Source organism: Planococcus sp. TJ-201, from assembly GCF_058268495.1.
Genome location: NZ_JBZDOG010000001.1, coordinates 1080014 through 1100439, shown reverse-complemented (window position 1 = coordinate 1100439; position 20426 = coordinate 1080014). Strand labels below are relative to the sequence as shown.

Here is a 20426-nt window from a genome sequence, read left to right as displayed (position 1 = left end):
GGGATGCAGAAGATGAAAATCGTCGTATTAGGAGCTGGATTGATGGGCAAGCAAGCGGCCCGCGACCTGGTTGGAAATGAAGACGTTGAGCAGGTCTTTTTAGCGGACCGGAATATCATTTCAACTCAGCTATTTAAGGAGCAGCTCGGCAGCAACAAGCTGGAAGTGCTGGAGCTGGATGCCAGCAATGATGCTACATTGGCAGCTGTCATTTCAAAAGGAAACATTGTCATCAACGCCCTGTTCTATACGTTCAACGAAAAAGTAGCGGCTATTGCGCTTGAGTGTGGTGTCCATACCGTGGATTTAGGTGGACATATTGGGGGAGCGACGGGAGCGGTGCTGGACATGCATGAACGAGCGCAGCAAAAAGGTGTGACACTGATACCTGACTTGGGGGTGGCACCGGGGATGATTAATATCCTGGCAGGGTATGGTGCCAGCAAACTCGACCAAGTTTCAGCTATTCGCTTATTTGTCGGAGGCATTCCCGTTCATCCTGAACCTCCCTTAGAGTACAACCATGTTTTTTCACTGGAAGGTGTATTTGATCATTATACCGATACATCACACGTGATTCGCGACGGCAAGCTGCTGGAAGTTGAGTCTCTATCCGAAATCGAACATGTGCAATTTGACGGTTTTGGTGAGCTGGAGGCTTTTCACACTGCGGGTGGAACATCGACTTTGACAGATACTTTCAGCGATGTAAATTCATTAGAGTACAAAACCTTGCGCTACAAAGGACATGCCGAAAAGTTTAAACTGCTGGTAGATCTAGGCTTTACGGATCGGACAAAGACAGTCGAAGTGGATGGGCAAACAGTCAAGCTCCGCTCTGTTCTGAAAGCGGTGCTCGAACCGATAACAGCATTGAGAGACAAACAAGATGCCGTCGTTTTACGGGTGCTGGTATCGGGTGTAAAAGCAGGAGAGGACGTTGGTTACGAATACAATATGGTAACCGTTAAAGATCCCGCAACCGGTGTCACTGCGATGGCACGTGCAACGGCGTATACCATTTCCGTTGTGGCGCAGATGATCGGCCAAGGAATCATCGACAAGCGCGGAGTTTATCCTCCGGAAATGATCGTTCCTGGAGACGAGTACATTACAGAGATGGCCAAACGCGGTGTTGATATTACAGAAACCATCCACCGGTCTGCTTTGCAAAACTAGAGCACTGTCTATCTAAAGCAAAAAGGATGGCTCCAACAGGAACCATCCTTTTTGCTGTTAAATCAATTCTTCCACTTTTTTCGGAACGAGCATTTTCAATCTGCGCGGTTCAATTTCGATATCCAAGGGAGTTTTCAAGTAAATTTCACCATCAGTATCGACATCCAGCTCTTCATCTGTTTGAATGGTGATGGATCGGCCTTGATAATGCGTAATGTGGTCCAGTTCTTCTGTTGCGACCTCGGGCTGGGAAAGCGAAAACCATTCACGCAATGCAGCGATTGAAGACGTTTGAATGATAAATAAATCTAACAGGCCGTCTGTGGGATCTATGGTTGCCAGCGGGAAGTTATGAGTACCGATTGACTTGCCGTTCATCACAAGCACCAATACCCCTTCTTCGGAATAGCTAATGCCATCGATTTTCAAATAGACCGGGAATGGAGTCGCCTGCCGCATGGATTGAAGCGCGCTCATAAAGTAACTGAGTTTCCCATATCGATCTTTTAGATGCGGATCGATATTCGACGAGGCATCGGTAATTAAGCCGATTCCCGCAAAGTTAAGAAACGAGCCGCCGTTAATTCTTCCCGTATCGATTTCTTTGATTTCTCCATTGACGAGTTCGGAAGATGCCAAATCCAAGTCCAATGGAATATTCAATGTGCGTGCAAAATCGTTGCAGGTACCACTTGGAATAATCGCGATTGGAGGAGCGTCAGGCAAACTGGATAGGGCACGCACTGCAGAATGGACAGTGCCATCGCCTCCCGCAATAAACAAAATATCCGCATATGCAGCAGCGGTCTGACAGACATTCTCAAATTCTTCGGGTGAAGCGGTTTGAATCAGTTCGAGTGATTTAGATGCTTCAGCCAAATGTGGTACAGCATTCTTTAACACAGCGTCTATCGTAGACGCTCCTGCATTGCCGTTATACAATAATACGGAACGATTAAATTTAGGCATTTGTATGGCCTCCTGTACTTCTATTTATTTCTATAATTCCACTTTTAATGATTTTACAAACAATCAGGTTCAGTAAAATCAACTGGACTATTAAAAATGAGGTGTCGACATGACAATAAAACTGTATTATCAGGATTCTGAGATTTCGGAAGCATCTGTGCAAGTAACAAGCAGTGAAACAGATGACAAGGGATTCTATGCGATTTTAGACCAAACCTGTTTTTATCCTGAAGGAGGCGGACAGCCTGCAGATACGGGAGAAATTGGGCCTGCCAAGGTAATGGACGTGCAGACAGTAGATGGCGAGATTCGCCATTACACCAACATCGAGCTGCCGCAAGAAAGCTTTTTTGCCCAAGTGGATTGGCAAAAAAGATGGGATCACATGCAGCAGCATGCGGGTCAGCATCTATTGAGTGCTTTATTGGAAGATATGTATGGATTTAAGACCCAAAGTTTTCATCTGGGACATGAACGGGTATCCATCGATTTGGATTTGGATATGGCCACAAAAGAACAGCTGAAAGATGTGGAAAAGACAGCCAATCAGCTGATCAGCCAACGCTTGCCTATTTCGACTCGCTGGGTTGCTGATACGGAAGTTGAATTTCTTAAACTGAGAAAACCACCGGCAGTCAAAGGCAATATTCGCTTAGTGGAAATCGAAGGCATCGATGTGAATGCCTGTGGAGGCACTCACCCAAAGAATACAGCAGATATCGGCATATTGAAAATCATTTCTACAGAAAAAGCAAAAGGCGGCTTGCGGGTTTATTTTTTATGCGGCACACGGGCGATAGAATACTTTAACTTTTTAATGGAAACAACCGATAACTTGGTGGCCCAATTAAATGCGCCAGTGGCAGAATTGCCGAGAGCTGCTAAAGACTTGTTGGCTGAAAAAGCCACAGCGGATAAAACGATTAAACAGCTCCAGGAACAAGTGTTAACTTTTGAAGCAGAAACGATCCTTCCCGCAAATGGCACCATAGAACGAGTTTACGAAGGAAGACCAATCAAAGAGCTGCAGCAGCTTGCCCGGCTGGTGATTGGTCAACATACCGCGGCGACACTGCTATTCATTAATGTGTCAAAAGGAGACATACGGCTTGTGTGCGCAAAAGGAGAGCAGGCAAGCGGCGATATGCGGGAGGTGCTGAAAGGGCTGCTGGCATTGACTGAAGGCAAAGGTGGAGGAAATGCACAGTTTGCTCAAGGAGGCGGAAAAACAGATAAAGCTCCAGAAACATTCCAAAGTGTTTTTCGGGAAGCTTTAAAAAGTTTTCAGTGATGGTGAAACTTTTCGGGTGATTCTCTGTCTAATGGGAAAAGAGATATCTGAAAGGGCGTGAAGCTCCGTGAAGAAGAAAAAAATTTGGGCTTTTGCTGCAGTCGCAGCTATATTGATGGGTCTCGCGTTTGTCTTTTTTAACGATAAAGTATCGGTAAGCGCTTCATCTGTTGCGTTAGCCGATCAGGGCTGGAAAGCCAACTTTTCTTCGTCCCTCAAGCAGGATGCCATCGATCAGGGCGATGTCTACATTACAAATGCACAAGGTGAGCAGGTAGAGGTTGAAATGATTCTCCATGAGAATGGGAAAACCTTGGAAATTCCTGAGATCACTAACGGCCAATACCAATTGCATATCAAAAGAGCAGCATTAAAAAACAACTTTATGAAAAGTTTGATGAATACAGAAATTTCTTTTGTCGTGCAGGAACAATTGGAACAGCTTTCGGATGCAGAAGAACTGCGAAATTATTTTGCACAGTTAATGGAAATGCGGCAGAATAATCAGCAATCCGGCGGCACTATTAGTGAAAACAGCGAAGAAACAGCCGAATCGTCCGACTCTGCATCAGGTGGCAGTGAAGGAGCTGGAGGCGATCATTCGACCACCAATAACCAAGTTGAGGGAGTGGATGAAGCCGATATGGTGAAGACCGACGGCTCGTATATCTATTCAATCAGTGAATCACGAGTGGTAATTACAGATGTCCAAAACCCCGAAGAAATGACTGTTGCGGCTGAATTGCCTTTTACGCAGGAAACCTATCCTCAGCAACTGTTCCTATCGGGAGATACACTGATTATCATAGGAAGCCGATTTTCCACTATGCCAATGGATGAGATGCCGCGCAGCCAACAGTCGTATTTGGGTCTGACTTCTGTTTATTTATACGACGTCAGCAATCCACAATCGCCTCAGCTGGTTCGTGAGTTTGGCGCGGAAGGAAATTTAAGTGGTGCCAGACTGACCGACAATGTTCTTTACTTTGTGACCAATGTTTATCCGGATTATTGGATGCTGGAAGAACAGGACGAGCCTGAACTTCGCCCACACTACTACGATTCAAAAGATGGCGGAGAAATTCAGCCCCTGCCTTATGACAATATCGCGATATTACCTGGAACTATGGAAGGCAATTACAGCATCATCACTACGATTGACTTGAATGCTCCTGAAATGAGTGAGATCTCGACTGAAGGGTTTTTGGGCGGCAGTGAGCAGCTTTACATGAATGAAGAAAATCTTTATTTGACAGCCTCCGCCTATGTTCCATTCAGCGATGAAGAAATAAGCAATAGTGACATCATCAGTTGGATGCCGCAGCAGGCCAACACGGAAGTATTTAAGTTCGGTTTAAACGGTACTGCAGTTGAGTTTTTGGCTTCTGCACAACTAACGGGTTCTTTGCTCAATCAGTTTTCGATGGATGAACACAACGGCTATTTTCGGGCAGCGACAACAGAAGGGGTTTCCTGGGATGTGGCTTCTCCTACAAAAAATCACTTGTTTATTTTGGATAGCCAAATGAATCAGGTAGGATCGGTGGAAGACTTGGCGCCTGGAGAGCGAATTTATTCTGCTCGTTTTATCGAAGATAAGGCCTATATGGTGACATTTAAAGAAACCGATCCGCTTTTCGTCATCGATGTTTCGACACCTTCTTCACCACAAGTGCTCGGAGAATTGAAAATTCCTGGTTTTTCAAATTATTTGCATCCGCTGGACGAGGATCATTTGGTCGGTTTTGGATACGACACCAAATTGGAGCCAGTAAAGGATGGGGAACCGCGCGTCGTGACAGGCGGCATGAAAATTTCCTTGTTTGATGTCAGTGACTTTGCCGCTCCAGTAGAAAAAGACACAGAAATTATTGGAGGACCGGGAACGTACTCAACTCTTCAATACGACCATAAAGCACTGTTTACACATCCGGAAAAAAATCTGTTTGGTTTTCCAGCAGCAATTTACGAAGAAGGTGCAGATGATTATTTGGAATTTCATGGTGAAGGGGCGCTGATTTATACCATTACACCTGGAGGGATTTCCCAAGCCGCAAACTTAATTGAACAAACCGACAGTCAATACGAAGATTGGAACACCGCCACTCAGCGAGTTCTTTATGTTGGGGAGGAATTGTATACAGTAGCGAATGGCGAAATCAAAAGCTATAGCTTGGATACTTTCGAGCCAATTGGGAATGTAGTATTTGATTAGCATCAGGAAGAGGCCTAAGGAACGGGTCTCTTCTTTTTTTATGTTTTTAATTAGCAAAAAAAGGGAAGTTGAAGAGTGTTCTGAAAACTAAAAACTGGAGGGATATCGATGAAAGCAGTAACGTTTCAAGGAACGAAAAATATGCAAGTGAAAAATGTCAAAGATCCTGTGCTTCAGAAAAAAGACGACATCATCGTAAAAATAACCTCAACCGCTATATGCGGAACGGATTTGCATATTTATCAAGGTGCATTGCCGACAACGAAAGACACGGTCATTGGGCACGAGCCAATGGGCATTGTAGAAGAAGTCGGACCAGATGTGACCAAAGTGAAAAAAGGGGATCGCATCGTCCTTCCTTTTAACGTTAGCTGCGGCAAGTGCTTTTATTGCAGTAATGAGATGGAAAGCCAATGCGACAATTCAAACGATAACCCCCATTTTGATACGGGTGGATATTTTGGTTTAACCGAACGCTATGGTGATTATTCAGGCGGACAAGCCGAATATTTGCGCGTGCCTTACGGAAACTTCATGCCTCTTAAAATTCCGGAGTCTTCGGAGCTGGAAGATGAATCGCTGCTGTTCTTGTCTGATGTTCTGCCAACTGCATGGTGGAGCGTGGAGAATGCGGGAGTGAAAAAAGGGGATACAGTAGTAGTTCTTGGCTGTGGACCGATTGGTTTAATGACCCAAAAATTCGCCTGGATGCAAGGTGCAAGCCGTGTTATTGCAGTGGATGAAATTCCTTACAGAATGGAACTTGCTAAAAAAATCAACAATGTCGAAATTGTTGATTTCAGCAAACACGACAATACAGGTGCATTGATTCATGAAATCACGCAAGGTGGAGCACGCGTCGTAATTGATTGTGTAGGAATGGACGGCAAGAAATCTCCTGCTGAAGCAGCCCAGCAAAAGCTGATGCTACAAGGTGGAACGCTGAGTGCCATTAACATTGCTAAAGATGCGGTCAGCAAGTTTGGAACCATTCAAATGACCGGGGTTTATGGAATGACGTACAACCAATTCCCTCTTGGCAACCTATTCGAGCGAAACGTGACGATGAAGATGGGGCAGGCACCGGTTATTCACTTGATGCCAATGTTATATGAAAAAATTGAAAACGGAGAATTCGATCCGCGGGAAATTATTTCACATATTGTGCCGTTGGAAAATGCCAGCGATGCCTATCAGATTTTTAACGATCACCAAGATAACTGTACGAAGGTCGTATTAAAGCCTTAAGTACTCATAAAGAACCTATTAAACGCCCCGCGAAGTCGGGGCGTTTAATTTTTTGTCCATGTGAGTTATGATAAGTACTGAAACTGACTGCGAGAGGGGAAAAACATGTGGCACAGGTAGGAGAGACCAGGCGCGAACTGGCATTGGATTGTTTCTTGCTGGCGGGCAGAATCATGATGGAAAGCGGAGCCGAGACTTATCGTGTAGAAGATACGATGATCCGTATGGCGGTTTCACAAAACATGGTAAACTCTCATTGTTTCGTAACACCGACAGGCATCATGTTTTCTCCTAGTGAAGAATTGGCTACACGATTTGTTCGGGTCAATAACCGGAGTACCGACTTGGAGCGGGTGGCGCTTATCAATTCCGTTTCACGAAAATTGGTGGCTGGTGAATATACATTGCAACAAGCTTATGACGAAATGCTGATAATCGACCAAACCAATTATCGATTCAATATATGGCTGCAGATTTTAGCAGCTTCAGTAGCGAGTGGTTGCTTTTTAATTCTTTTGGGCGGCAGTTGGATTGATCTTCCGTTCGCGTTTGTGTTTGGCGGAATCGGTTTTATCATTGTGGAAACCATACTTGCAGAAACACGTGTTAAGATATTTGCTGAATTTATCGGCGCTTTAGCTGTAGGAATACTGGCATCACTCGCTGTCTATAGCGGGTTTGCAAAAAATCTGGATACGCTGATCATCGGTTCCATCATGCCGCTGGTTCCGGGATTGCTGATTACCAATGCTGTACGTGACTTGATGGCTGGCTACTTTGTATCCGGGTTATCTAAAGGTGCAGAAGCTTTTTTGACAGCATTTGCTATTGGTGCCGGCATCGCAGTAGTTTTATCATTTTAAGGAGGAGTTCAGATGAACTGGCCATTGGAAGCATTTCTTAGTTTTTTGGCTGCTGGCGCATTCGGCGTCATTTTCAATACGCCGCGCAGAACCTTAGTCAGTTGTGGCCTGGTCGGTATGAGTGGCTGGCTCATTTACCGCACATTCTTCCTTATCTTCGATGATTCGGTGCAGGCTTCTTTTGCTGGGGCATTTGCTGTTTCGATCGTGGCGCATTTATTGGCCAAGAAATTCCGCATGCCGATGATCATTTTCAGCATCGCCGGAATTATTCCATTGGTGCCGGGAAGCAAGGCGTACAATGCAATGCGAAACATTGTTGAAAATAATTACTTGGAAGCTATCGCTTTTGCTTCCGAAGCATTGATGATTTCCGGAGCTGTGGCAATGGGATTGGTCTTTGCGGAAGTGCTGATGCAGCTGTTCTTTAAGCGGCAGGCAAAAAGAATACAAAGAAAAATGGGCCTGACACAAGAGTAGTTCTTGTTTGTCAGACCCATTTTTATATTTTGTGAGCGAGCAACTGCAGAAAGACCGCTTCGCCGGTCTGTCTTATGCCCGTCAAATCTATACGGGTGCTTGCGCTTTTCTTGTTGTCCAGTTTCAGTGCCCAGCTCTTTGGGTCATAAGCCAACCCAGCATCGTGGCAAAGAGCGCCACACTACTGGTCTGTCTTATGCCCGTCAGAGCTACACGGGCACTTCTACTTTTCTGTATTGTCCAGCTCCAGCACCCAGATTCTAGGGTCATAAGCCAGCCCGACTGTGCGGCAAAGAGCGCCGCTTCGCCGGTCTGGCTTATGCCCGTCAAATCTACACGGGTGCTTGCGCTTTTCTGTTTACCCCAGCCATTTTTCTAGGTCTTCTGCTGTCATTGGGTGGCCGATGATGTAGCCTTGCAGGCTGTCACAGCCCATGGCGCGCAAAAGCTCGAATTGTTCGTTGGTTTCAACACCTTCAGCTGTTACTTGAAGGTCAAGTGATTTGCCAAATTGAATCATGCCGTTGATCAATTTTTGAATTTTTTCTTGTTTGGTGATGGATTGGATAATCGTCTGATCGATTTTTAATGCAGATATTGGCAGCATTAGCATGTAACGGAACGAAGCGTAGCCCGTCCCAAAGTCATCCAATGCAAAGCTGATGCCTTCTTGGTGAAGGAGCTTCATCTGCGTCATAATAGAACGTTCGGCCTCGGCTTCAAGAGCAAATTTCTCTGTGATTTCAATCATCAAAGAGCTGGCTTTGCAATTGTTGATTTTTAGTTGCTCAAGGAGCAGTTTGCCCATATCTTTGTCTCTGAATTCACGAATCGATGAGTTGATGCTGATCTGCAAGTCGATGTCTTTAGATTGCCAATCGCTCAATTGCTTAGTGGCCGTTTCGATGACAAAGCTGCCGATTTCATTGATTAAGCCATTTTCTTCTGCAATCGGAATCAATTCGTCAGGCGTAACAATACCGATTTCTGAATCGGTCCAGCGTACGAGTGCTTCTACGCGTTCGACTTTTCCATTGTTCAAGTTAACCTGCGGTTGGTATAAAAGCTGCAGGTTTTTGCGGTCCAATGCGTAGATCAATCTTTTTTCGATTAAGGCTTTGCGGTTTAATCGCTCGTGGTCATCGGATGTCAGTGCGGAAATGGCACTGCCTCCGCGATCCTTCACTTTTTTGATGGTCGCATAAGAAGCTTTGATCAAATGCATGAAGCTCTGCTGGTCTTCAGGGTATTTTGTAATCGCCCCGCTGATCGTCATAGGTACAGCTGTCCCCTGCAGGTAGATGGGATGCTGCTTAAGGTAATGAAGAAACCCTTCAATAAACCAATTGCTGAGGGGTGTCACTAATGCAAATTCATGCAGGCCAGCGCGTGTAATAATGGAATCTGAAAAGTACATCCGCAGGCGCTTCGTAAATTCGATAAGCAATTCATTTTCAGTGTCGGTATCTGACACGTCACGCAAAGTATAAAAACGATCAATGTCGAGGAAGATGAAGGAGAAGTGGCGTCCCTCTTCTATATATTCATTGACCACTTGCTCAAGCCGATGCCGGTTTTCCAAACCCGTTACAGGATCGATAAATGCAATTTCCTCAAGATGCTGCTGGGCTTTTTTATTGGCTGTTATATCTTTTTCCAGGAAAATATAATACGTATCATCTTTGGACAGCTGCATCGGAATGGCAGTTAGGTCAACCCAGTAAATTTCGCCATCTTTTTTAACTTTTTTCGCTTCGCCGTTCCAGACATTGCCTTCTCTTAGCGTCGATAAAATGGAGTCAACAAATTGAACATCTGCCGCACCATCTCCGAACATGTGCCATACCGGCTTGCCTAAAATCCGCTTTGGTGTCCATTTGCTTAACTTCAAAAATAAGGGATTTGCATATGTAATCAAAAATTCCTGATCAAAATAAAGCAGCATAAAAGAGTCGTCCAAACCATTGCGCAAATGGTTTAATTCTTTAGGGGCGGATCCTTCCGCGTCTCCTTCATCCAACTCATAGATCGTCATAACAAACTGTTCGTTGTCTGAAGTGTAGGATTTGGCTACAACAGTAGTGTAAGCCTTTATTCCATCGCCCAATTCGATTTCCACATCTTCAAATTTAACCGGTTCCTCAGTATGTAATAATGTGTCCCATGAATGCTTGCTTAACGCTGCTTTTTCAGGATTCATATAAGGAGAAAGCTGTCCTTTGACCGCTTCGGATTCTATTTGGAAAACGCGCTCAGCATGCTGGTTGCACCAGGCAATCAAGCCGTTTTGGTCTAAAATGATGATGGGGAAAGGAATATGGTTGAAAACGAGGGTATCAGCTAGTTTTCCTTGCAATTCGCTCATTCGTTGACTCTCCTTAACCGTAGTGTACTTTCATTATAGAGAAGAAAAGGTATATCGTCATCCTTTTCAAAATAATCTCTACACGAAAGTCACTGATTTTTCACTATCCTTTCATTGACAATCGTGAGAGAATAGGCATAAATCATATGAAAATAGAGGTAAAAAAATGTTATATAAATTTTTTATTGGTTTATTCCTGATTCTAATTTTACCTTTATCGGTTCAAGCGCATACAACATTGTTGTCATCAAACCCAGCGGAAGGGGAAAACCTAACCCAAGCTTTGGAACAAGTAGAGTTGGTTTTTGGCACAAGAATTGAAGAGGGCAGTTCAATGACGCTTGTTGGCGAAAGCGGATCGGTTGAATTTGACCGCGTTACTGTAGAGGAAGATCTAATGGCAGCTGAGCTTAATGAACCTCTGCAGAGTGGCAGTTACCGGATTCTGTGGAAGATCATTGGAGAGGACGGCCATCCGATTGAAGGTGAAATTGCCTTTACTGTCTCAATGAAAACCAAAGAAGAAGCTACTTCTCCCGAGGAAGCTGAAGAGCCAGCAGAACAGTCAGTTGCAGCATCAGAGCAAGAAGCGGCATCAGCCGCAACTGAAGACGGCAGCAATGTTCTTGTCACAATATTGCTCGGGCTTGTTGTCGTTTTGGCAGTCTTCGGAATCTATAAAGTGGTGATGAAAAAGAAATGATATTTATCACTGCATTTGCCGATGTCTTGTTGTATATTGCCTTTTCTTATTTAGCGGGTTCGGTTATCCTGCAATTTGTGCCGGAAGACCGTAAACCGCAGGTCGCTACATCCAAAGTTCTGCTGCTGCTCAGCACGGCTGGAATTGTTTTGCTGTCATTTAGCCCCGTATATGAACTTGCGGTGTTTCTTCAAAGCACCCAAGGCTGGAGTGACTCTTACCTGAATGCCATTACTGGATTTCGCGTAGGCCAAGGATGGATGATCACATTGCTGTTCAGTGTTGTCCTGGCCATTGCCATCTATTTGGGTGGAAGCCGCTATATTCAGGCGCTTTATTTGTTCCTGTTAATCCTGACTGTCGGCTTCTACAGCCACGTTTCGACTCTTGACCTGTGGGCCGGATTTGTTCTCCATTCCATCCATGTTCTGTTTATGGCGATGTGGGCAGGTGTGCTTCTCCACGTGGCCTGGTTTACAAGAGAAGGAATGAATTGGCCGCGATTTGTGGCCTGGTTTACGCCGTTTGCGTTGTTCTGTGTAGCCGCTGTGATGGCCAGTGGCATTGTCATCATGTTCTTTTTTGTGGCACCGGCTGACTATGCCAATTCTTGGGCCTTGCCTTATGGGCAGTTGCTCCTGCTGAAGCACCTCAGCATTATTCCTGTACTCCTGGCAGCATTAATCAATGGTTTTCTCAACAAGAAAAAAGTATTCCAGCAAGCTTGGCTGAAAGTAGAAAGCATCCTGCTTTTGTTGGTTTTCGTGTTCACAGCATTTATGAGCAAGCAGGCACCTCCCCATGATGTTAACGATACGCTGCGGATTGAGGGCAGCGGGTGGCTGATTGAACAATTGGCTGGTCCATTATACATTCCGCTTACGGCAGGATTGGATTGGACATTAAATGGCTCGCTGTTGATGGGACTCAGTTTATTGTTGCTGGCCTTAGTGCTGGTAGGATTTTACCGTCAGCTAAATGCTTGGCTGACGTTGCTGTTTAGTATCGGATTTATTATCAGTTTCTACGTGGGGTTAATGATGAACCTGTCATTTTAACTTATTTCCAACCAATCTTTCGGGATTGGTTTTTCTGTTGAAAGGAGTGAAAGCATGGAACGTTTAAAAGGAATTTCCATGATATTGATTGGGGCCATGCTGTGGGGAGCCACAGGACCTTTAATGGAATGGACCATGGAGGTCTACAGGATTTCCGTATCATTTCTTTTGACCATCCGTTTGATTGTGGCTGGCCTTTTCCTGCTGCTGTTCCTAAAACTCAAAGGTGTACGCGTCACAGCCATATTCCGCAATAAAACATGGGTTCGTCCCTTGCTGATTTTCTCCATATTGGGAATGCTTGGCGTCCAGTACAGCTTTGTTGCGGCGATTGAAGCAAGCAATGCAGTGGTGGCAACCTTGATGCAATTTTTAGCTCCCGTCTATGTTATTCTCTTTGTTTCCATCACTCATAGAAAAATACCGCCAAGCTATCAAATTATCGGTATGGCTGGAACGCTGGCGGGCTTGTTTTTGCTGCTAACCAACGGCAGACCTGATCAGTTGATCATCAGCGGCCAAGCCTTTTTCTGGGGCATCTTGGTAGGCCTGGCTTTTACTTTTTATACACTGTACCCGGCGCGCTTGATGCAGGAATGGGGCGTGTTGCTCGTTGTCGGCTGGTCGATGCTTTTTGGCGGCATTTTTCTTGGACTGGTAAATCCAATTTTCTTATCAGAGGAATGGCCAGTCCTAACCCAACTGCCGGTCATCGGTGCAATTTTTTCCATCATCGTCATCGGAACAGCTGCTTTCGTCTTGTTCCTCAGCAGCATGCGTTACATCACCGCGGTTGAAACCAGTATCCTGTCATCAATGGAGCCGTTGACCGCGATGGTCATTTCCATGTTCTGGTTCGGGCAAGTGCTGTCTCCGGTTCAATTGGCCGGTGCTCTGGGGATGCTGGTTTTTGTCACTTGGCTGTCGCTAGCCGGCAGTCCCAAAAAGAACAAGGTAGAACTGGAGTAAGGACAGGGACATGGATGTTCTGCTCATTGTTCAAGCCAAAGAAAATAATGCATTTCATTTTTTAAACGATGTCTTCCAAAGAGGCGTCGTTTTCTGGTTTAAAATAGAAATTCCTATTCGATATCTGAAAATTATGGCATACTATTCAATACAAAGGTTCGAGTTTCGAAACGTTTAGGAGGCCTTCTCATGAAAACCGTATTTTCATACGCAAAACCATATAAATTTTATATGGCCATCGCGTTGATCTTAATGCTTCTGGAATTGACAGTGGAATTGCTTCAGCCGCTTGTCATCGCCAATATTATTGACCAAGGAATTGTAGAAAGAGATCAAGGTGTCATTATTCAATTAGGAATTTTGCTGATGGGGCTATCTGTTATCGCTTTTGCTTCAGGAATCATCAATTCGTATTTTGCTGCACATGCCTCGCAAAGTTTTTCGTTTGATCTTCGCCAAGCACTTTATGGGCGAATTCAATCTTTTTCATTGGCAATGTTCAATAAATTTCCAGCTTCTGGTTTAATTACGCGATTAACGAGTGACGTCACGATGGTTCAACAAGTACTCTATATGGGATTGCGGATCATGCTGCGTGCTCCTTTGCTCGTGGTGGGAAGTATGATTATGGCGTTTGTCGTCAATCCCAAATTAGCCTTTTATTTGATTATTGTCTTTCCTTTTTTGCTGATCTTTCTATACGTCATGGTTAAAAAAGGCGTCAGTTATTTTGGCTTTGTCCAAAAACGCCTGGATCGCGTCAACCGAATTGTCCAGGAAAATCTGCAGGCAGTGCGTCTAATCAAAGCATATCTCCGCGGGAAATATGAAGCGAACCGTTTTTCTGAAGTGGCAGGAGCATTGAAAATCGATACAGTAAAAGCCTTCAGAATCATGGAAATCATTTTGCCGATTTTATTGTTCGGCATGAATTTATCGTTGTTAGCCGTTTTGTGGTTTGGGGCATTTGAAATTCGAAGCGGGGGAGCCCAAATCGGTGAATTGGTTGCCATTGTCAATTATGCAATGCGCATGACGGGTGCTTTCACGATGTTCTCATTTATCATCATGATTTTCGCACGTGCCAAAGCTTCTTCTGAACGGATTGAAGAAGTTCTGTTAGCTGAAGATAGTCGTGAAAAGGACGAGATCGGTGAGGTTAAAGCCCTGCGGCGCGGGGAAGTCAAGTTTGATAATGTGTCGTTCACCTATCCGGAAAGTTCACAGCCGGTTCTGCAGAATGTTTCATTCCACTTGAAGGCCAATGAAAAACTGGCCATTATGGGAGCAACCGGCTCCGGGAAGTCTTCTTTGCTGCAGCTGCTGCCGCGATTTTACGATGCAACGGAAGGAACGGTATCGGTGCACGGCACAGATGTCACAGACTGGTCGCTGCGTGCGCTGCGCAAAACGATCGGCATTGTGCCGCAACAGTCGCTTCTTTTTACCGGAACGATTTCCAATAATTTGTCTTGGGGCAAAGACAAAGTCGTGCAGGAGGAATTGGCTGACGCAGCTGCCAAAGCGCAGATTCACGAAACAGTGGAACGTTTTCCGAAAGGCTACTTTACACGCGTCGGTCAAAAAGGCGTCAATTTATCCGGTGGCCAAAAACAACGTTTGTCCATCGCCCGTGCTTTGGTGCGCAAACCGTCCGTTTTAATTTTGGATGACAGCACAAGTGCGCTCGATGTCAAAACCGAAGCCGCTCTTTGGGAAGAGCTGGACCGGGAAGCAGCGACCATGCTCGTGGTGACTCAGAAAATACGGACGGCAATGAGAACCCACCGCATCCTGCTGCTGGAAGATGGCAGGATCTCCGCTTACGGAACTCACGAAGAGCTGATGAAGAGTTCGGAGCTGTATCGCCAAATTGCGATGTCCCAACAAGAAGAGGAGGTTGATGAATATGTTTAATGCCATTCGCCGCCCTTTCGGACATGAGCCAATTTTAACGAAAGAAGATTTGAAAAAAAAGAAAGAGAAAAAGTCTGAGCGCGCTGAAAACTGGAAATCCACTCTTCTGAAAGTTTGGAAGCTGGTCGATGAACAGCGCTTCTTGCTAATTATTGTGTTGGCGCTTGTATTTGTCAGTTCGGCTTTAGCGCTGCTTGGTCCTTATTTAATCGGCTACATCATTGATGAATACATTGTTCCCCAGAGTTTCGATGGGATGGGAATCGTCGTATTATGGTTGATTGTCGTGTACATTGGCCATTCCGTCTCCTTGTATTTGCAGAACTTTTGGATGGTGGGCATTGCTCAGCAAGTGATTTTTCGCTTGCGGACGCGTCTTTTCTCACATCTTCAACGATTGCCGGTCAGCTTTTTTGACAAGCGGCAGCACGGGGAATTAATGAGCCGGATGACCAATGATATTGAAAATGTTTCGGCCACCTTGAATACGTCATTTATCCAAGTGTTTTCCAGTATTTTGACCTTGACCGGTACGGCCATTGTCATGCTAACCTTGAGTCCATTATTGACATTATTGACCTTAATCATCATTCCACTCATGTACATTTCGATCCAGTGGATTACGAAACGTACAGGTCGGCTTTATAAAGAACAGCAAAAAGCGATTGGCGAGCTGAATGGCATGATCGAAGAAACGATTTCAGGCCAGAAAATCGTTAAGGCCTTTTCACAGGAACCCCGCGTCATGGAAGAATTTCGTGAAAAAAGCGAGCGGCTCCGCCATGCCGGATTTTGGGCTTGGACTTATGCCGGGTTTATTCCAAAAGTGATGAACTTCCTTAACAACGGGAGTTTTGCGATTGTAGCCGGTGTTGGAGGAATCCTGGCACTCAATGGTTCTGTGTCAATCGGCGTTATTGTGATCTTCACGGAGTACTCGCGCCAGTTTACCCGTCCATTAAATGATTTGGCCAATCAGTTTAATACTGTTTTGTCTGCAATAGCTGGAGCGGAGCGGGTTTTCTCGATTATGGACGAAACAGAAGAAAAAGACGACTTGGTCTTGAATGAGGACAAGCAATTGGAAGGCGAAGTGGTTTTCGATCAGGTTTCTTTTAAATACGAAGGAGCAGAGGAAGATTGGACCATTCGCAACGTCAGTTTTTCTGTTGGCATTGGCCAAACCACAGCACTTGTTGGGGCAACTGGTGCAGGGAAAACGACGATCATGCAATTATTGGCGCGTTTTTATGACGCCAATGAAGGTGAGATCCGTCTGGATGGCACGCCGATTGCTGCAATGCCCCGGGAAACTTTGCGCAAACAAATTGCCTTTGTGCTGCAGGACCCATTTCTGTTTGAAGCAACGGTCAGCGACAACATCCGCTACGGCAAATTGGACGCTACTGATGAAGAAGTGGTGAAAGCGGCAAAAGGTGCAAATGCCCACGACTTTATCGAAAAGCTGCCAGATGGCTACGACACAATTCTGACGGGCGACGGATCCATGATCAGCCAAGGCCAAAAGCAATTGCTGTCCATCGCTCGTGCGTTGATTGCTGATCCGGTTATTTTGTTGTTGGACGAGGCAACGAGCAGCATCGATACGGTCACCGAACTGAAGATACAAGAGGCATTGGAACGGCTCATGGCGGGCCGCACCAGCTTTGTCATCGCCCACCGGTTGAATACGGTGCGAAAAGCCGATTTGGTCTTGGTTATGGAGATGGGGAAATTGGTCGAATCGGGAACGCAGCAGCAGCTGTTAAACGCAAATGGCATTTATGCCAATATGCTGGAAGATGCGAAGCTGTAAAACCGTTCATCATATCGCAACACTAAAAGTCTGTTCCGGAAATGCGGAGCAGGCTTTTGGTGTTGGATGTATTTTTGCCCAATACCGAATTTGCCTGCGCTATGATAGGATAAAACACAGAGAAACATTGAGCAATAAATGTCGAGAGGAGGTTGCCAGATGGATTTATCATTATCAATTGTTTCATTTCCAGTAGATAACCAAACAGCCAGTGATATGGAGCAGCTGCTGACGGACTTGCCAGTTGAGCAAAGAACAGTCCTTCATCCATCCCTTTGGAGAGCAGCCGATGCAAGAGGCTTTGCTGTGATTGCTTATACAGGTAAAGAAGAGTTGATCGGTTTTGCTGCAGCTGCAGATATGGTGGGGCTGCATCATTACGAATGGTCGTTATTTGTTCACCCGGATTACCGGCGTCTATCACTTGGATCAGCATTAGCAGATGGTGTATCCCATGCCTTAAGCCAACGCCAGGCAGAAAGCGAATTGGCGGCTTTTGTCAATGATGCCGAAGTAGCTGCGTTTATGGAGAGCATTGGATACTTGCCAGATTTCAACGAAATTCTACTTTCTGCAGAGCCGTTGCCAGACGCCAATTTGTTTGAAGAGGCAACGGTTGTTCCATATGCAGGACAAGCGAAAGAACTGGCGGAATTGTTGACCGCAGCTTTTGATGACACGGTGTTGGCAATTATGGAACACAATATGGTGGACCCGGATAGGGAGATTTGGCTGCTTCAGAAAGATCAACAGCTGCTTGCTACCGCAACGCTTGTGGTCGAGGGAAATGCTTTATGGGTGACCGCATTTGCGGTCCATCCTGAGCAGCAAGGCCAAGGATATGGCAAACAATTTTTGAAATGGTGCCGGAACTTGGCGTTTCAGCGCGAACTGCAAGAAGTTTTGCTGGATGTAGAAACGAACAACGAAGCATTGCATGTTTATGAGAAATCAGGCTTTAGCAGAATCCAAACTATTTTCTATTGGAAACGTCATTTGCAATAAAAAAGCCATTCGCATAGGCGAATCGCTCTTGGCAATGAAATTAGTTGCCGTTTTGTTGATATTCTTTTTCTGTCCCGTCAGGAAATCTGATTTCGATTTCAAGTTCAGTAAATCCGTCTTCAACACCAAAAGCTTCGATGACTTGCGCAATGACATCTGCATCAGGTGTTTCAGCTGTCAGCTCAAGTTGGCTAAAACCGGGTTCGATTTCATCCATAGCAGCATTTCCGGATACGTCCGTGTCTGTCATTTTGTTTTTGTATTCAGCTTCAATTTGGTCGCGATCTTCTTCGTAGCTAATTTCAATCATGTCGTCCATATCGGGAAAGTCGACATTAAAGTCGAAATCCGTAAAACCGAATGTTTCTCCAAATTCAGAAGATGTGGTGTCTGTGTTTCCTGTTTCGGCGGGTTGTTCCTGGTTATCATTGTTTACCGGTTGAGTCACTTGTTCATCGTCGCCACAGGCGCCTAAAATTAAAGCTGAAGAAAAAAGCAAAGAAGCTAGTGCATTTTTTTTGTTGAAAATCATCTGATTCCATCCTTCCAAATAGCTTATACTTACATTAAGAATGTACTCGAATTCTTAAGATTAATCAATTTTTTACAGGATAGGCAACAACTGAGAACAGCAGAGCCAAAGCCGAGTTCGAACGGAGCAATTTTGATGAATAATTACGAAAATGGGCAAAATGTCGCTGCCGCATCTGAGAAAAACATCCGCACGGATTTCAAAGAAAGCATGACTTATGGAGACTACCTGCATTTGGATAAGTTACTGACAGCGCAGGACGGTGTCAGCGGTCATCATGATGAAACCTTGTTCATCATCATCCACCAAGTTTCGGAACTATGGATGAAGCTGATTTTGCACGAATTGAGGGCAGCCATCGACAATATTCATAAAGACGATCTGCAGCCGGCGTTCAAGCAATTGGCACGAGTGTCGCGCATTCAATCCCAGATTATCCAAGGGTGGGACGTGTTGTCAACATTGACACCTGCAGAATATATGGAGTTTCGCGATGATTTGGGCAATTCCAGCGGTTTCCAATCCTATCAGTACCGCATGATTGAGTTTGCCCTTGGCTACAAAACCCAGCATGTGCTGAAAATCTATGAAAAAGATGCACCGCTTCATGCGGAGCTTGAACAGGCGTTTAATGCTCCAGGACTTTATGATGCTGCGATTCAAAAGCTGGCGAGAAGCGGGTTCGCGATCGACGATGAAGTTCTGCAGCGCGATGTCAGTATGGTGTATGAATCCAACGAAAGCGTTCGTGCTGCTTGGAAAACAGTTTACCGTGATGTGGATACATATTGGGAACTATATCAGCTGGCAGAAAAATTGGTGGACATTGAAGACTGGCTCCAGCAATGGCGATTCCGCCATATGAAGACAGTGGAACGTGTGATAGGCTTTAAGCAGGGAACTGGTGGCTCATCCGGCGTTAATTATTTGAAAAAAGTACTGGATCAATATTTTTTCCCAGAGCTTTGGGAAATACGGACAGACATTTAGGAGGGGTTTTGTGAAGATTTATGCGCATAGAGGCTGTTCAGGCACCTATCCAGAAAATACATTAGCGGCCTTTCGTGCTGCGGCTGAATTGCCGATTACGGGCGTCGAAATTGATGTGCATTTAACGAAAGACGGGGAAATTGTCGTCATTCACGACGAAAAAGTAAACCGAACGACAAATGGCAAAGGCTATGTAAAAGACATGACCTTAAAAGAATTGAAAGAATTGGATTGTGGTTCTTGGCGTTCTGAGGAATGGAGCAGGGAAGAGATTCCGACCTTGGACGAAATATTCGATATCTTTGAAGAAACCAACCATAGGTTGAATATCGAGCTGAAGACCGATGTTTTCCCTTATGACGGCTTGGCGGATAAGGTAGTTGATTTGGCCGCAAAACGCGGATTCACCGATCGTGTGCTAATTTCTTCTTTTAATCACGAAGATATCCAGTCTGTTGTGCAAGGAAAGCAAGTGGAGAGCGCCATTCTGACATTTGAAGTGTTGGTGGATGTTTACGATTATGCACGTGTCATTGGAACAAAACGCATCCATGTATCACTGCCATCAGCTTTTAGAAGAATGACCACCGATGCTCTGCGAAAAGGGGCGATCGTCTATGTCTATACAGTCAATGACATAGCTTACGCCGAAGAATTGCAAAAAATTGGGGTCCACGGAATCTTTACGGATCATCCCGAAAAGATGCTGGCACATTTTGAAGAAAAGATATCTTACTGAGTCGAATTGATGCAAGCCCCATCTCCAAATTTTATTTGAATAAAGTTAGAAAGCTCGTCGTTTGTATCCAAAATGTAAAAAAATATA

Annotated in this window: 17 protein-coding genes; 14 read left to right on the top strand and 3 right to left on the bottom strand. The window is 45.0% G+C overall.

What is annotated here, in order from left to right:
* Window positions 1–12 precede the first annotated feature (12 nt).
* Entirely contained in the window at window positions 13–1179 is a 1167-nt protein-coding gene (locus tag AC4EG4_RS05525) for a saccharopine dehydrogenase family protein (RefSeq protein ID WP_490987141.1), read from the top strand.
* Window positions 1180–1236: 57 nt separating this feature from the next.
* On the opposite strand, the gene AC4EG4_RS05520 is transcribed toward AC4EG4_RS05525, so the two are convergent.
* Window positions 1237–2148: a diacylglycerol/lipid kinase family protein gene (locus AC4EG4_RS05520; protein ID WP_490977301.1), complete on the bottom strand. Its 912-nt coding sequence runs from the start codon at window positions 2146–2148 to the stop codon at window positions 1237–1239.
* Window positions 2149–2257: 109 nt separating this feature from the next.
* On the opposite strand from AC4EG4_RS05520, the gene AC4EG4_RS05515 reads away from it, so the two are divergent.
* The 5 genes from AC4EG4_RS05515 to AC4EG4_RS05495 all read left to right on the top strand — a co-directional run bounded on the left by AC4EG4_RS05515 (window position 2258) and on the right by AC4EG4_RS05495 (window position 8245).
* A complete protein-coding gene (locus AC4EG4_RS05515; RefSeq protein ID WP_490987140.1) occupies window positions 2258–3439 on the top strand; it encodes an alanyl-tRNA editing protein in 1182 nt (393 codons plus the stop codon).
* A 67-nt stretch (window positions 3440–3506) separates the two neighbouring features.
* On the top strand, window positions 3507–5654 hold the full coding sequence (locus AC4EG4_RS05510) for a beta-propeller domain-containing protein (RefSeq protein ID WP_490987139.1): 2148 nt from the start codon (window positions 3507–3509) through the stop codon (window positions 5652–5654).
* 108 nt (window positions 5655–5762) lie between these two features.
* Window positions 5763–6902 carry a zinc-dependent alcohol dehydrogenase gene (locus tag AC4EG4_RS05505; protein ID WP_490977304.1) on the top strand — a complete coding sequence of 380 codons (1140 nt, stop codon included), beginning with the start codon at window positions 5763–5765 and terminating at the stop codon, window positions 6900–6902.
* A 107-nt stretch (window positions 6903–7009) separates the two neighbouring features.
* Entirely contained in the window at window positions 7010–7765 is a 756-nt protein-coding gene (locus tag AC4EG4_RS05500) for a threonine/serine exporter family protein (protein ID WP_490977305.1), read from the top strand.
* 12 nt (window positions 7766–7777) lie between these two features.
* Window positions 7778–8245, top strand: coding sequence for a threonine/serine exporter family protein (locus AC4EG4_RS05495; protein ID WP_490977306.1), 468 nt, complete (start codon window positions 7778–7780; stop codon window positions 8243–8245).
* 358 nt (window positions 8246–8603) lie between these two features.
* Here the strand turns inward: AC4EG4_RS05495 and AC4EG4_RS05490 are convergent, their stop codons facing one another.
* Window positions 8604–10610: an EAL domain-containing protein gene (locus AC4EG4_RS05490; protein ID WP_490977307.1), complete on the bottom strand. Its 2007-nt coding sequence runs from the start codon at window positions 10608–10610 to the stop codon at window positions 8604–8606.
* A 166-nt stretch (window positions 10611–10776) separates the two neighbouring features.
* Between AC4EG4_RS05490 and AC4EG4_RS05485 the strand changes: the two genes are divergently transcribed.
* From AC4EG4_RS05485 to AC4EG4_RS05460, 6 genes are all read left to right on the top strand, one after another.
* On the top strand, window positions 10777–11313 hold the full coding sequence (locus AC4EG4_RS05485) for a copper resistance CopC family protein (RefSeq protein WP_490987138.1): 537 nt from the start codon (window positions 10777–10779) through the stop codon (window positions 11311–11313).
* Window positions 11310–12371 (top strand): copper resistance D family protein, encoded by a 1062-nt coding sequence (locus AC4EG4_RS05480; protein ID WP_490987137.1) that lies wholly within the window; start codon window positions 11310–11312, stop codon window positions 12369–12371. The genes AC4EG4_RS05485 and AC4EG4_RS05480 overlap by 4 nt, the downstream gene beginning before the upstream one ends.
* A gap of 54 nt (window positions 12372–12425) precedes the next feature.
* Window positions 12426–13340, top strand: a complete 915-nt coding sequence (locus AC4EG4_RS05475; RefSeq protein WP_490977310.1) for a DMT family transporter — start codon at window positions 12426–12428, stop codon at window positions 13338–13340.
* Window positions 13341–13529: 189 nt separating this feature from the next.
* Window positions 13530–15257 carry an ABC transporter ATP-binding protein gene (locus tag AC4EG4_RS05470; RefSeq protein WP_490987136.1) on the top strand — a complete coding sequence of 576 codons (1728 nt, stop codon included), beginning with the start codon at window positions 13530–13532 and terminating at the stop codon, window positions 15255–15257.
* Entirely contained in the window at window positions 15250–17073 is a 1824-nt protein-coding gene (locus AC4EG4_RS05465; RefSeq protein WP_490987184.1) for an ABC transporter ATP-binding protein, read from the top strand. The genes AC4EG4_RS05470 and AC4EG4_RS05465 overlap by 8 nt, the downstream gene beginning before the upstream one ends.
* A gap of 159 nt (window positions 17074–17232) precedes the next feature.
* Window positions 17233–18078 carry a GNAT family N-acetyltransferase gene (locus AC4EG4_RS05460; protein ID WP_490977312.1) on the top strand — a complete coding sequence of 282 codons (846 nt, stop codon included), beginning with the start codon at window positions 17233–17235 and terminating at the stop codon, window positions 18076–18078.
* Window positions 18079–18118: 40 nt separating this feature from the next.
* Here the strand turns inward: AC4EG4_RS05460 and AC4EG4_RS05455 are convergent, their stop codons facing one another.
* Window positions 18119–18610: a YusW family protein gene (locus AC4EG4_RS05455; RefSeq protein ID WP_490977313.1), complete on the bottom strand. Its 492-nt coding sequence runs from the start codon at window positions 18608–18610 to the stop codon at window positions 18119–18121.
* A 135-nt stretch (window positions 18611–18745) separates the two neighbouring features.
* Between AC4EG4_RS05455 and kynA the strand changes: the two genes are divergently transcribed.
* Window positions 18746–19600 carry a tryptophan 2,3-dioxygenase gene (kynA, locus tag AC4EG4_RS05450; RefSeq protein WP_490987135.1) on the top strand — a complete coding sequence of 285 codons (855 nt, stop codon included), beginning with the start codon at window positions 18746–18748 and terminating at the stop codon, window positions 19598–19600.
* Between the two features lie 10 nt (window positions 19601–19610).
* Entirely contained in the window at window positions 19611–20339 is a 729-nt protein-coding gene (locus AC4EG4_RS05445) for a glycerophosphodiester phosphodiesterase family protein (protein ID WP_490977315.1), read from the top strand.
* Window positions 20340–20426 lie beyond the last annotated feature (87 nt).

Excerpts from the sequence above, each read along its gene's own strand:
- AC4EG4_RS05525 (WP_490987141.1), top strand. The coding sequence starts at position 13 with ATGAAAATCGTCGTATTAGGAGCTGGATTGATGGGCAAGCAAGCGGCC.
- AC4EG4_RS05520 (WP_490977301.1), bottom strand. The coding sequence starts at position 2,148 with ATGCCTAAATTTAATCGTTCCGTATTATTGTATAACGGCAATGCAGGA.
- AC4EG4_RS05515 (WP_490987140.1), top strand. The coding sequence starts at position 2,258 with ATGACAATAAAACTGTATTATCAGGATTCTGAGATTTCGGAAGCATCT.
- AC4EG4_RS05505 (WP_490977304.1), top strand. The coding sequence starts at position 5,763 with ATGAAAGCAGTAACGTTTCAAGGAACGAAAAATATGCAAGTGAAAAAT.
- AC4EG4_RS05495 (WP_490977306.1), top strand. The coding sequence starts at position 7,778 with ATGAACTGGCCATTGGAAGCATTTCTTAGTTTTTTGGCTGCTGGCGCA.
- AC4EG4_RS05490 (WP_490977307.1), bottom strand. The coding sequence starts at position 10,610 with ATGAGCGAATTGCAAGGAAAACTAGCTGATACCCTCGTTTTCAACCAT.
- AC4EG4_RS05485 (WP_490987138.1), top strand. The coding sequence starts at position 10,777 with ATGTTATATAAATTTTTTATTGGTTTATTCCTGATTCTAATTTTACCT.
- AC4EG4_RS05480 (WP_490987137.1), top strand. The coding sequence starts at position 11,310 with ATGATATTTATCACTGCATTTGCCGATGTCTTGTTGTATATTGCCTTT.
- AC4EG4_RS05475 (WP_490977310.1), top strand. The coding sequence starts at position 12,426 with ATGGAACGTTTAAAAGGAATTTCCATGATATTGATTGGGGCCATGCTG.
- AC4EG4_RS05470 (WP_490987136.1), top strand. The coding sequence starts at position 13,530 with ATGAAAACCGTATTTTCATACGCAAAACCATATAAATTTTATATGGCC.
- AC4EG4_RS05465 (WP_490987184.1), top strand. The coding sequence starts at position 15,250 with ATGTTTAATGCCATTCGCCGCCCTTTCGGACATGAGCCAATTTTAACG.
- AC4EG4_RS05460 (WP_490977312.1), top strand. The coding sequence starts at position 17,233 with ATGGATTTATCATTATCAATTGTTTCATTTCCAGTAGATAACCAAACA.
- AC4EG4_RS05455 (WP_490977313.1), bottom strand. The coding sequence starts at position 18,610 with ATGATTTTCAACAAAAAAAATGCACTAGCTTCTTTGCTTTTTTCTTCA.
- kynA (WP_490987135.1), top strand. The coding sequence starts at position 18,746 with ATGAATAATTACGAAAATGGGCAAAATGTCGCTGCCGCATCTGAGAAA.